General features: G+C 66.2%; 11 protein-coding genes. 9 read left to right on the forward strand and 2 right to left on the reverse strand.

The features are described from left to right. The first annotated feature begins 7 nt into the window (after positions 1 to 7). The 8 genes from nrdD (at position 8) to ACULPM_RS02765 (ending at position 9,651) form a co-directional block, all read left to right on the forward strand. Positions 8 to 2,230, forward strand: coding sequence for an anaerobic ribonucleoside-triphosphate reductase (gene nrdD / locus ACULPM_RS02730; protein ID WP_445331767.1), 2,223 nt, complete (start codon positions 8 to 10; stop codon positions 2,228 to 2,230). A gap of 252 nt (positions 2,231 to 2,482) precedes the next feature. Further along, positions 2,483 to 3,607, forward strand: a complete 1,125-nt coding sequence (locus ACULPM_RS02735) for a nuclear transport factor 2 family protein (RefSeq protein WP_445331766.1) — start codon at positions 2,483 to 2,485, stop codon at positions 3,605 to 3,607. Further along, the gene (gene nrdG / locus ACULPM_RS02740; protein WP_445331765.1) at positions 3,604 to 4,161 is read left to right on the forward strand and encodes an anaerobic ribonucleoside-triphosphate reductase activating protein; all 558 of its coding nucleotides are present in this window, start codon (positions 3,604 to 3,606) and stop codon (positions 4,159 to 4,161) included. Before ACULPM_RS02735 ends, nrdG begins: the two co-directional genes overlap by 4 nt. A gap of 377 nt (positions 4,162 to 4,538) precedes the next feature. Next, positions 4,539 to 7,271 carry a magnesium-translocating P-type ATPase gene (mgtA, locus tag ACULPM_RS02745; RefSeq protein WP_445331764.1) on the forward strand — a complete coding sequence of 911 codons (2,733 nt, stop codon included), beginning with the start codon at positions 4,539 to 4,541 and terminating at the stop codon, positions 7,269 to 7,271. A 209-nt stretch (positions 7,272 to 7,480) separates the two neighbouring features. Further along, complete coding sequence (locus tag ACULPM_RS02750) at positions 7,481 to 8,104, forward strand: GNAT family N-acetyltransferase (protein WP_445331763.1); 624 nt, start codon at positions 7,481 to 7,483, stop codon at positions 8,102 to 8,104. A 145-nt stretch (positions 8,105 to 8,249) separates the two neighbouring features. After that, entirely contained in the window at positions 8,250 to 8,948 is a 699-nt protein-coding gene (locus ACULPM_RS02755; protein WP_445331762.1) for a hypothetical protein, read from the forward strand. A gap of 10 nt (positions 8,949 to 8,958) precedes the next feature. Then, positions 8,959 to 9,306, forward strand: a complete 348-nt coding sequence (locus tag ACULPM_RS02760; protein ID WP_206109001.1) for a hypothetical protein — start codon at positions 8,959 to 8,961, stop codon at positions 9,304 to 9,306. Positions 9,307 to 9,309: 3 nt separating this feature from the next. Then, positions 9,310 to 9,651: a hypothetical protein gene (locus ACULPM_RS02765; RefSeq protein ID WP_167929981.1), complete on the forward strand. Its 342-nt coding sequence runs from the start codon at positions 9,310 to 9,312 to the stop codon at positions 9,649 to 9,651. Positions 9,652 to 9,689: 38 nt separating this feature from the next. Here the strand turns inward: ACULPM_RS02765 and ACULPM_RS02770 are convergent, their stop codons facing one another. Beyond that, entirely contained in the window at positions 9,690 to 10,892 is a 1,203-nt protein-coding gene (locus ACULPM_RS02770) for a MalY/PatB family protein (RefSeq protein WP_445331761.1), read from the reverse strand. 72 nt (positions 10,893 to 10,964) lie between these two features. Between ACULPM_RS02770 and ACULPM_RS02775 the strand changes: the two genes are divergently transcribed. After that, positions 10,965 to 11,348: a VOC family protein gene (locus ACULPM_RS02775; RefSeq protein ID WP_445331760.1), complete on the forward strand. Its 384-nt coding sequence runs from the start codon at positions 10,965 to 10,967 to the stop codon at positions 11,346 to 11,348. 184 nt (positions 11,349 to 11,532) lie between these two features. Here the strand turns inward: ACULPM_RS02775 and ACULPM_RS02780 are convergent, their stop codons facing one another. Then, positions 11,533 to 12,786, reverse strand: coding sequence for an IS256 family transposase (locus ACULPM_RS02780; protein WP_167931235.1), 1,254 nt, complete (start codon positions 12,784 to 12,786; stop codon positions 11,533 to 11,535). Between the last annotated feature and the right edge of the window lie 82 nt (positions 12,787 to 12,868).

Consider the following 12,868-nt stretch of genomic DNA (forward strand, 5'->3'; position numbering starts at 1 on the left):
GACGGCCATGAAGATCATCAAGCGCAACGGCTCGGAGGTCACCTTCGACATCTCCAAGATCGAGAACGCCATCCGCGCCGCCAACAGCGAGGTCCCCGCGGAGGAGCGCCTCACCGAGCGCGAGATCAAGTTCGCCTCCTTGAACGTCACCGACGAGTGCATGGAGGCCGGCCACACCGTCACCGTCGAGGAGGTCCAGGACCTCGTCGAGGACCAGCTCATGGGCCTGCACCACTTCGAGGTGGCCCGCAAGTACATCATCTACCGCTACGTGCAGAACCAGAAGCGCCACAAGAACACGACCGACGACAAGATCCTCGCCCTCATCGAGTGCAACAACGAGGAGGTCAAGCAGGAGAACTCCAACAAGAACCCCACGGTCGTCTCCGTGCAGCGCGACTACATGGCCGGCGAGGTCTCCAAGGACCTCACCATGCGCGAGCTGCTCCCCGCGGACATCGTCGAGGCCCACAACGAGGGCATCATCCACTTCCACGACTCGGACTACTTCGCCCAGCACATGCACAACTGCGACCTCGTGAACCTCGAGGACATGCTGCAGAACGGCACCGTGATCTCCGGCACGCTCATCGAGCGCCCGCACAGCTTCTCCACCGCCTGCAACATCGCCACGCAGATCATCGCCCAAGTGGCCTCCTGCCAGTACGGCGGCCAGTCCATCTCGCTCACGCACCTCGCACCCTTCGTCGACGTCTCGCGCCAGAAGATCCGCCGCCAGGTGGAGGCCGAGATGGCGGCCATCGGCGTTGATCCGGGCGAGGAGAAGATCTCCGAGATCGTCGAGGGTCGCGTCCGCGAGGAGATCTCGCGCGGCGTGCAGACCATCCAGTACCAGGTGGTCACCCTCATGACCACCAACGGCCAGGCGCCGTTCATCACGGTCTTCATGTACCTCAACGAGGCCAAGAACGAGCGCGAGAAGGCCGACCTCGCCATGTGCATCGAGGAGATGCTGCGCCAGCGCTACCAGGGCGTCAAGAACGAGGAGGGCGTCTGGATCACCCCGGCCTTCCCGAAGCTCATCTACGTGCTCGAGGAGGACAACGTCCGCGAGGGCACCCCGTACTTCTACCTCACCAAGCTCGCGGCCAAGTGCACGGCCAAGCGCATGGTGCCGGACTACATCTCCGAGAAGAAGATGAAGGAGTTCAAGCTCTCCAAGGGCGAGACCGAGGGCAACGGCGACTGCTACACCTGCATGGGCTGCCGCTCCTTCCTCACGCCCGACCGCTCGGGCAACGGCTATGACAACGTGTCCAACGCGGGCAACTGGGAGCCGGGCAAGCCGAAGTACTACGGCCGCTTCAACCAGGGCGTCGTGACGATCAACCTCGTTGACGTGGCGCTCTCCGCCAAGGGCGACATGGACGAGTTCTGGAGGATCTTCGACGAGCGCCTGGAGCTCTGCCACCGCGGCCTGCGCTGCCGCCACGAGCGCCTGCTCGGCACCACCTCCGACGCCGCGCCGATCCTCTGGCAGTACGGCGCCCTCGCGCGCCTCAAGAAGGGCGAGACGATCGACAAGCTCCTCTACGGCGGCTACTCCACGATCAGCCTCGGCTACGCGGGCCTCTACGAGTGCGTCAAGGCCATGACCGGCCACAGCCACACCGACAAGGAGGCCACGCCGTTCGCGCTTGCCGTCATGCAGCGCATGAACGACAAGTGCGCCGAGTGGAAGGCCGCCGAGAACATCGACTACTCGCTCTACGGCACCCCGATCGAGTCCACGACCTACAAGTTCGCCAAGTGCCTGCAGCGCCGCTTTGGCATCATCCCGGGCATCACGGACAAGGGCTACATCACCAACAGCTACCACGTCCACGTGACCGAGCCGATCGACGCCTTCACCAAGCTGCGCTTTGAGTCCGAGTTCCAGCGCCTCTCCCCCGGCGGCGCCATCTCCTACGTGGAGGTGCCGGACATGCAGGACAACCTCGAGGCCGTCATCTCCGTCATGCAGTACATCTACGACCACATCATGTACGCCGAGCTCAACACCAAGAGCGACTACTGCCAGGTGTGCGGCTACGACGGAGAGATCCAGATCGTGGAGGACGACGGCAAGCTCGTCTGGGAGTGCCCGCACTGCCACAACCGCGACCAGTCCAAGATGAACGTGGCGAGAAGGACGTGCGGCTACATCGGCACCCAGTTCTGGAACCAGGGCCGCACCGAGGAGATCAAGGACCGCGTGCTGCACCTGTAGGCCTGTCCGGCGGGACCCGAGGATACGGCCCCGTGCTCAAACAGCTTGCTGCGCAAGAACTGCGCGCGGGACCGTATCCTCGGGTCCTGCGCGCAGCGTTATCTAGGTGTGGCACGTGGACCTTGGCCCGGCCGCGTCCCTTCGGTTCTTCTCGGTGGGCAAGGTGCTATACTGAGCTCGCAAGCCCCGTGATGACCGCTGGTTTCCATGTCACCGGGGCATTTTCGTATCTATTGACCAGGAGGGAGGGCCATGAATCAATCGACGGTCGGCAACCCTGACAGCAGCGCATGGATCGAAAAGTGGCTCTCCGAACCTCGGCTGGCAACATATCTTAGCCGGCGCCACGGCAACAGAGACGAGGCGATGCGCCTCTATGAATGGAACAGCGACCTTTGCCTCGTCCTCCTGAAAGACATCGGCCACTTCGAGATCGCTCTTCGCAACGCCTATGACCGTGTCATAGGAGAGCGCTGGAACGGCGAGGACCACTGGATTTTTGATTCATCCTCCCCCGTCAACGTCAGCATACCTCGACGCACGCGAGCGGGCGTTCCGTTTGATGCAAACGCTCTTAACCGAAGTCTGATTGCGGAGGCAGGCCGCGGGTCAAGAGGCAGGCTCGGCCCTGACTCAACGATTGCGAACCTATCCTTTGGGTTTTGGGCGCACCTGACTGACAAGGCCCATGAGCGAGCGCTCTGGATTCCCTATCTGCACCATGCTTGGCCAGCTGGCACAAACCGTGCCACGCTCGACTCCGCGATTCGTTCCATAGGCATCTGTCGAAATCGAATTGCCCATCACGAGCATCTCTTCGATCCCAAAGATGACGGCCTTCTTCCAGCTCGCGTAGACCGCAGCATCGTTGAGCTCTTCTGTCAGCTCGTTCCCGAGAACACGCTCTTCTCGCCTGGCGCCCCCACTCCGGTAGACCGGTTCCTGAAAGAACATCCCATGCCAGGCGACCTGAAGTCTTTGAATGCCAATGCGTTCGAGCAGGCCATCGCCGAGTACTTCGCCATGTGGGTGCGGCGTGACTTCTCGCGCTTTGACAAACTCTTCTCGTTGGGTTGTGTGTACGAGGAGTGCTACGGTCCGGTATACGTGGGTACCAACGAGCTGCACCGCTGGATTGACCATATGCTTGCTCGCCAGACGGTCACAGCGTGGAACATCCACTCAGTCGAGTCCGACTCGGATGGAGAGACTTTCTTTGTGTCGTGGACGTTTTCCGCCACAGAGGAAGAGAGCTACATCTTTGACGGAATCTCTCGAATCCACTTTGATTCGGACGGGCGCATCGATCACGTGAAAGAGTATCGGGCGGACCACGACCAGCGCCGCCCCTTTGAATCGGAAGGCGAGCACCCATGAACTACGCGAACATCAAGTACTGCGACATCGCAAACGGACCGGGCGTGCGCACCACGCTCTTCGTCTCCGGGTGCCGCCTACACTGCCCCAACTGCTTCAACGAGGAGGCGTGGGACTTCGACGCCGGAGAGCCCTTCACCCAGGAGGTTGCCGAGAAGATCATGGACTCGCTCGACGTGCCCTACGTGGGCGGCCTCACCATCTTGGGCGGCGAGCCGATGGAGCCGGAAAACCAGCAGGGGCTCGTGGGCTTTCTCGAGGCGGTGCGCGAGCGCTTTGGGGGCGACAAGTCCATCTGGCTCTTCTCGGGCCACACCTGGGACCAGCTGCGCCCCGGCGGCGCCTGGAACCTCGGAGACGTGACGGACCGCCTGCTCGACACGCTGGACGTCCTCGTGGACGGGCCTTTCGTGCAGGACCTCCACGACATCACGCTGCGCTTCCGCGGCTCGTCCAACCAGCGGCTCATCGACGTCCCCGCCACGCTCGAGGCGCCCGGCGACGACGTCGTCTGGTGGGAGGACGAGCCGATCTTCTCCACGCACACGATGTAGCCGTGCGGGGGGACCGGCGTCAGGCTCGTGCCACCGGCGTCAGGCTGACCGTGCAGAGGGGACAGGCACTTTCGCACGGGCATGCCCGTGCGAAAGTGCCTGTCCCCTCTGCACGGCCCTGTCTCACCGCCCCTCCTTGTGAGGCGCGGAGAAATCGGGCATACTGACCAGAGCTAGGAGAGACGGGCACGCGCCCAGACCCAAGGGAGGTGGTTTTCCCATGAGCGATAGTCACAGTCACGATGCACCAAGGTCCATGGGAGAGGCGCCTGCCGGTCGGGACGGCTGGCGCCGACGCGCGTAGCGCACGCTCAAGAAGCACTCCCACGGGCCGCGTGAGCGGCCCTTCTCGTATCCCGGGATTGTGAGGTGGCACCATGCTGCTGGCCACCCTCTTCTCGCGTGCCCTCGCACGCGCCCGTACCGTCAACAGCCCCACCCCAAACGCCGCCGGATCGGACTGGCTGCGCCACGTGGCGAAAGCGTCGCCCGCCCGCCTGCTCGACGAGCTCGGCACCCGCGATGGCGGCCTCTCCCCTGACGAGGTGGAGACCATGCGCGCCTTCTGGGGCGAGAACCGCCTCGGCCACGCCGAGCGGCCGTCGCTCCCCCGGCGCGCAGCCGCCGCGTTCCTTGACCCCTTCACGGGCATCCTCGTCCTTATCGCCATCGTCTCCGTGCTCACGGACTGGGTCTTTGCCACGTCCGGGGCGCGCGACCTCACCACGCCCGCCATCATCGCCGTCATGGTGCTGGTCTCAGGCATGCTGAGACTCGTCCAGGGCGAGCGCAGCGACAACGCCGCCGCGGCGCTCGCCGAGATGATCGAGACCACCTGCACCGTCGAGCGCGCGGACGTCGGCCGCGTGGAGGTGTCGCTTGACGAGGTGGTGGTGGGCGACGTCGTCCATCTCTCCTCCGGGAGCCTCGTTCCCGCCGACCTGCGCCTCATTGCCTCGCGGGATCTCTTCGTAAGCCAGTCCGCCCTCACGGGCGAGTCCCTGGATGTCGAGAAGCACCACGAGCTCGACGGCCCGATTCCCTCCGACGCCGCGGTGACCGATCTCGACGACCTCCTCTTCCTGGGGAGTAGCGTGATCTCTGGCAGCGGGGTCGGCGTCGTGGTGGCCACGGGCACGTCCACCCTCATCGGGCAGGCCGCGACGGAGCTCTCATCGAGCGTCGCGCGCGACCGCGCAACGGCGTCCGGCGAGGGCGTCGCAACAACGAGCCGCCTGCTCGTGGGCCTCATGCTCGTCATGGTTCCCGTCGTCGCACTCATCTCGGGGGTTACCACGGGGGACTGGGTGGACGCCCTGCTCTTCTCCCTCTCCGTAGCCGTGGGGCTCACGCCGGAGATGCTTCCCGTGCTCGTCACCTGCTGCCTGGGCAAAGGGGCGGTCGACCTCTCGCGCGACAAGGTCATCGTCAAGCGGCTCGACGCGATAAGCGACCTCGGAGCCGTTGACGTTCTCTGCTGCGATAAGACCGGCACGCTCACCGAGGACCGCGTCGTCCTCGAGCGCCACCTCAACGTCCTTGGCGAGGATGACGTGGAGGTGCTGCGCGCCGCGTTCATGAACAGCTTCTTCGGCACGGGCATGAAGAACCTCGTCGACTCCGCGATCATTCGTCGGACCCTCGAGGTCGATCCCTCGGCCGAGGGGCTGTGCGACCGATACGCACTTGTCGACGAGCTGCCCTTCGACTTCGAGCGGCGGCGCGTAAGCGTCGTGGTCGATGACGAAACTGGACCGGGGCTCCTCATCTGCAAGGGCGCGATCGAGGAGGTCGTCGAGGCCTGTGCCGAGGCGCAGGTGAGGGGGGAGGCCGTCCCTCTCGCCCCCGAGCTCGCAAACGCGATTATGCAACGGGCGGCGTCCCTCGCCGACCAAGGCATGAGGGTCCTCGGCGTGGCCGTGCGCGAGGGCTCGCCCGAGGCGGGCGGGCTCGCCCAGGAGGGCGAGAAGGACATGGTCCTCGTTGGCTACCTCGCCTTTCTTGACCCTCCCAAGAGAAGTGCCGCCGCGGCCGTCGCTGCGCTAGCCGAGCACGGCATCTCGACGAAGGTCCTCACGGGCGACTCCGCGCGCGTCGCCGCACACGTGTGCGGCACGCTCGGCATCCCGACGGACGACGTGCTCACGGGAGCTGACGTCGCAGCCCTGGGAGACGAGGAGCTCTCCGAGCGCGCCGAACGCGCGACGATCTTCGCGAAGCTCTCACCGGCACAGAAGGCACGGGTTGTCAGCGCCCTCAGGGCAAGGGGGCATGCCGTGGGGTTCATGGGCGACGGAGTGAACGACGCCGCCGCGATGGCGTCCTCGGACTGCGGCATCTCGGTTGACTCCGCGGTGGACGTGGCCCGCGAGGCGGCCGACCTGATTCTCCTCGAGAAGGATCTTCTCGTCCTCGAGCGCGGGATCGTCTGCGGGCGCCGGACGCTCGCCAACATGGCAAAGTACGTGAAGATGACCGTAAGCTCCAACTTCGGGAACATCCTCTCCGTGCTCGTCGCCGCCACGCTGCTGCCGTTTCTCCCCATGACCGCCGTCCAGCTGCTGCTCCTCAATCTGATCTACGACGTCACCTGCACCGCCCTGCCATGGGACCGCGTCGACGACGAGCTCGTGGCGGTGCCGCGGAGGTGGGACGGTCGCTCCATCCGCCGGTTCATGATCTTCGTGGGGCCCATCAGCTCCGCCTTCGACGTCATCACCTTCGCGGCGCTGTTCTTCGTCGTGTGTCCCGGAGTCGCGGGCGGCCCCTGGACGGCGCTCGACGGGGCGGGCAAGACGATCTTCGTAGCCACGTTCCAGGCTGGGTGGTTCGTCGAGAGCATGTGGACGCAGACGCTCGCCGTGCATCTCATTCGCACGCAGCGCAGGTCATTCATCGAGAGCCGGGCCTCAGGGAGACTCACGGCCCTCGGGCTCGCTGGAGTCGGCCTGTCCACCGCGCTCCCCTTCACGCCCCTCGGCGCCGCACTCGACCTCGCCCCGCTCCCGCTGGGATACTTTGCCCTGCTTGCGGCCATCGTCGTTCTCTACGCGGCCTCGCTCTCGCTCGCCAAGCGCCACCTGCTCCGACGCGACCGCTCGTTTCTTTAGGGCGACATGGGGAAAGCCTGACAGGGGTGACAGGATATTCTGTCAGAAAATGGTTTCCGTGCAAGGGAGGCAGGCGTGCCAACGGCGTCATGTGCCAACGGCGTCAGGTTTATTTGGCACGCCGCAAGAGGCGTGCCAAATAAACCTGACGCCGTTGGCACATGACGCCGTTGGCGCAAGCCCGACGCCGGTGACATTGAGGAGGCCCCATGACCGTACTCGACACGAGCGTGCCCCACATCCCCGTGATGATGACGCTCGGCCCCCACGAGCCCGTAGCCGACGTCACGCTGCCGACGGGCTACCGCTTCGCCGCCTGGGAGCCACGCTTTCGCAAGCCATGGGTGCGGCTGCACGTCCTTCTCGGCCAGCTGCCGTCATATGAGGAGGGGCTCGCGTACTTCGAGCGCACCTACGAGTCGGACCCCGTCGCCCTCAGGCGCCAGATGATCCTCGCGGTCGATGGGGCCGGCGCCCTTGCGGGGACGAGCTCGCTCTGGCGAGGCGACCACTTCGGCGAGCCGCGCCTGCGCGTGCACTGGGTCGGGGTGGACCCCGCCCATCAGCGCCGCGGCCTCGCCCGCGCGCTGATGCTCCGGACGATCGCCCTCTACGACGAGCTCGTCCCCTCGGGCGAGCCATCCCTCTACCTCACCACGCAGACGGAGAGCTGGGTTGCCTGTGGCATGTATCGCAAGCTGGGCTTTGTTCCCTATCGAGGCCCCATGCCCCCAAACTTCGGCTCCGATCCCGAGGCGTTTCGTGACAAAAACGACGAGGCCTGGCGCCTCATCGACGACAGGCTGCGAGACAGCGCCCGCTCGCCGCGCTAGCGCGACCGCCCACGAACTTCTCCCCTCGCCCTGACAGCCGGGCGAGGCCCCCGACCTCGTCCAGCAGCAACGCGTCAGCAAGTGGGAAGACAACTCGCGCGCCAAAGTTGGTAGGCTCCTTCGCACCCGATCGAAGGAGGTTCCCATGCGCAGGCAGCAGACCGTAGGAGACGTCCTCCTCGAGGCACGTGCCCCCTACTCCCACATGGACGAGGACGACTCGAGGCTCTTCTACTCCACGATGAACGCACTTCTCGTCTATGCCAACAACCGGCTGCACGTCATCAGCCCCAAGAGGCTGAGGGCCCGCCCCGGAGACCCGTGCATGCTCTACGAGAACGGCGGGAGGGTCTCCGAGGAGCTCTGGAAGCACCGGGCGCTCGTGGACGACTTCGTGCGGGAGAACCCGCTCGGACTCAGCGAACGACAGCTCGAGGTGGCACGCCCCTGGCGCCATGCGCTGCGCGACATGTTCACCGTCGTGGACGCGGACGCAGACCGCGCCATCTACATGAACCAGGACCGCCTCTTCGTGGTGGGGGCGTCACAGGACCCGGCCGACTCCCACGTCCACCACATCCCCTCGCTCATGCTCCTCACGCTCGTTCCCTTCAAGGGGGGCATCGTGACGAGCGGCATCACGCTGCACCTCTCGCCCAAGCCGCATCCCTGGGCGGTTCCGCTCATCGCCCGCCAGGCCGCCGAGCTCGCCGTGCGCCCGCTCGTCTCCACGGCCAACGACCTGCTCCTCTACGCATCCGGCGTCTCCGATGACGAGAACCGCGTCACGCTGCGCTTCCAGAGGGAGGTCGACGAGTCGTTTGCGACGGGGGCCATCGCGTAGGGAGACAACAATGCGCAAAGGGGGAAAGCGGCGCACGGCAACCCATCTCAGATTGATACAATCAGAAATGAGCGTATGGCCAGTAGAGCACGTCGAGGTACACGACCGCGTCCACAAGCGTCATCCCGAGATTCTGGCCGAGGATGTTTGCAGTGCCTGGAAGAACGCCTTTCTCTCCAGACCCCGAATTGACGACGGGACGGTTCGCCAAGTCGCAATAGGGCAAGACGGAAGGGGGCGTCTCCTCGAGATGGTCGCCCAGCGCATCGGTCCCTCAACCTGGCTCGTCTATCATGCCATGACGCCGCCGAGCGATAAGATGCTCAAAGAGCTGCGAGCGCTTTGGAGGGAGAAGTAGGACATGTCGCTGACGGACGAGGAGATCTACGAGCTGACCGGACTGACGAGCGAGGACTTTGACCGCATGGCCCGCCCCTTCGAGGACGGGTCGTGGATCGATGACGACGGCAACCCCATCCACTTTGACGGGCCCATCGAGTACGGGCCGCCGCGCCTCTACCTGGAGGACCGGGCCATGTGGACCTTTGACATCCCCGGCCCTCACATCGCTGCGGTGGACCGCGCGATCAAGCGACTTGGCATCACCAAGTCCGAGTTCATGCAGAGCGCCGTCCGCCATGAGCTCGAGCGCGTGGGCGAGAAGGTCGAGGACCCCGAGGGGTCGGGCCGCGTAAAGGCCTAGGCTCCCCGGGCGGAGCGCCGCCGGGGGAGCCCGGACGCTCAGAAGACGTGCTCGGCCAGGCGCCCGAAGGCCTCCTGCACGCGGGAGAGCGGCAGCGCCAGGTTCATGCGAATGTGGCAGGGCCCGTTGAAGGCGCGCCCGTCCTGCCAGTAGACGCCCACGTGCCAGCCGGCGCGCAGGAGGTCCTCGATGTCCCGCCCGTTCTTCTCGCACCACTGCGTGCAGTCAAGGAAGAGCATGTAGGTGCCCTGCGGCCGGAAGACGTCCACGCCGGGGAGGTTGTGCTCGATGAAGTCGCACGCCCAGTCCACGTTTCCGGCGATCACCTGGTTGAGCTCGTCGGCCCATGCGCGGCCCTCGGAACTATAGGCGCCGATGAGCGCATGTTGCGAGAGCACGTTCATCGAGTTGTAGTGGGGCTTGGCGCCCTTGGACTCAACGCGGTCGCGCAGGTAGTCGCTGTAGATGACGTGATAGCTGCCGATGAGCCCCGCGAGGTTGAAGGTCTTGCTCGGCGCGTAGAGCGCGATCGTGCGCTCGCGCGCGTCATCGGAGACGGACTGCGTGGGGACGTGCGCGTGCCCCGGGCGCACGATGTCGGACCAGATCTCGTCGGAGATGACCACGCAGTCGTGGGCACGGAAGAGCTCCATCGCACGCTCGACCTCCCAGCGCTCCCACACGCGCCCGCAGGGGTTGTGCGGCGAGCAGAAGATCGCCACGTGAATGCGCCCCTCGGAGAGGCGGCGCTCCATGTCCTCGAAGTCCATGCGCCAGACGCCGTCCGCGTCGCGCACGAGCGGAGAGTGCACGATCTTGAAGCCGTTGTCCTCAAGGCTGTGGGTGAACCCCACGTACGTGGGGCTGTGCACGAGCACCGGGTCCCCCGGCGCCGCAAAGGCCGTGAGCGCGGAGACCACGCCGCCGAGCACGCCGTTCTCATAGCCGATGTGGCGCGGCTCGAGGTCGCACACGCCCTTGCGGTCGCGGTGCCAATCGATGATGGCCTGGTAGTAGGCATCGCTCGGGCGGAAGTAGCCAAAGGTGGGGTACGCGAGGCGCTCCTCGATGGCGCGCGTGATGGAGGGCACCACGGGGAAGTTCATGTCCGCAACCCACATGGGGATGGGGTCGAAGCCCTCGTCAGGCGCGGGATACCCGGAGCCCGGCGCGCCGATGGCGTCGAGTGCGAGCGCGTCATGCCCGGCACGGTCGAGGATGGTCGTGAAGTCATAGGTCATGGGAGTCCCTTCGCCGCGGTTTTCCTCTGCTAGGATACTCGCAACGGAGCACGCCCGGCATCGGAGGGGCCCATGAGAATCGAGCATGTCGCGCTCTACGTCAACGACCTCGAGGGGGCGCGGGACTTCTTCGTCCGCTTCTTCGGCGCCGTCGCCGGAGACGGGTATCACAACCCGAGGACGGGCTTTCGCTCCTACTTCCTCACCTTCGATGGTGGGGCGTGCCTCGAGGTCATGACCAAGCCGGGCATGACGGATGCCGAGAAGGACCTCGCGCGAACCGGTTGGGCGCACGCCGCCCTCTCGGTCGGCTCCAAGACCGAGGTCGACCGCCTCACCGCCGAGCTCGCCGCGGCGGGTTACGAGGTCGTAAGCGGACCGCGCACCACGGGCGACGGCTACTACGAGTCCTGCGTCCTCGGTCCCGAGGGCAGCCAGGTGGAAATCACGGTCTAGCGCCGCCGTCTTGCAAGCTCTGGCGCAGAACTTTGTGCAATCACCGGGATAGTGTGAAAGAATCCCGCCGCACCGTGCAATCACCGGGATAGTGCGAAGCATTTTCGACACCTAGGGCCGCTCTGGGGGGTTGTGTGCCGAATGTTGGTGTCGGGCCACGCCCGTTTCGGCCCGATTGTAGCGCCTAGGCCGCCGCGCGCATCGCCTCTAGCACTATCACCTCCGCCCTGCGCAGCGTCTCCTCGGTGGGCGCGGGGGACTCCGCGTCGCGCCCCAGGTCGCGCATCCCGGCGGCGTCCATGAAGTGACCGGCCGCCCACTCGTCGTTCTGGTCGGCCAGCGCGGCCCCCACCAGGCGCACCAGCGAGCGCGACGAGGGGAAGACCTGCACCGCGTCGGTCCTGCGCTTTATCTCGCGGTTGGCGCGCTCCTGCACGTTGTTGGTGCGGATCCTGAGCCTGTGCTCGGCGGGGAAGGCGAGGTAGGCCAGCGCGTCCTCGCGGGCGTCCTCGAGCAGCTCCGCCGCCCTGGGCTCGAGCCGGCCGATCTCCTCGACGGCCCGGTCGTAGGCGGCCCTCACCAGCGCCGGGTCGCGCTCGCGGAAGACGGCCGAGAGCGCCGCGAGGGCGCGCCCGCGGTCGTCGCGCCTGCGGAAGCGCCCGGCGACGTCGCGCATCAGGTGCGCCACGCAGCGCTGCCAGCAGGACCCGGGGAAGACCTCCCGCACCGCCCGCCTGAGGCCGGCGTGGGCGTCCGAGACCACGAGGGCGACGCCCGAGACGCCCCGGCGCCTGAGGCCCCGCAGGAACTCCCTCCACGACTCGTGGGACTCCACGTCGACGTAGTCCAGCCCGACGTAGCGCCTGGAGCCGTCCTCGCCGGCGGCGATCGCCGTGACCACGGCCCTGCCCTCGACCCGCCCGCCCTCGCGGCAGCTCACGTAGGTCGCGTCGAGCCACAGGTACGGGAAGCGCTGCGAGAACTCGGCCTCGCGCACGGACGCCACGTCGTCGTCGAGCGTCGCGCACATCCTCGAGACCGCCGAGGGGCTGAGCCGCCCGAACTCGAGGTCGGCGGCGGCCCGCTCGATCTTGCGGGTGGAGAGCCCCAGCCTGTAGATCTCGGCTATCGCGCCCACCATCGCCCGGTCGGTGCGCGAGTAGGGCCGCAGGACCTCCTCGGGGAAGTAGCTGCCCTCGCGCAGCCTCGGGATCCTGAGGGTGATCTCGCCGATCACCGTCATCAGGCGGCGCTCGCGGTAGCCGTTGCGGCGCACGCCCTGCTCGCCGGCGACCTCCTCGACCGCCATCTCCATCGCGGCGTTGACGCAGCCCTCCACGAGCCCGACGGCGAGCCGCCTGAAGTCGATCGTGCCGTCGGCGGTCATCGGCATGTCGGCCAGCGCCATCGGCGCCGCACCCTGCTGTAAAGTGTCCATGTGGTCATCTCCCAAGTCTCTGTCAGCGTGGTAACTGAAGATTCTAGGCGGTGGCCACACCCCTTTTCAGGGGTGCTCTGAC

The sequence above is a fragment of the Thermophilibacter sp. ZX-H3 genome, assembly GCF_052599055.1.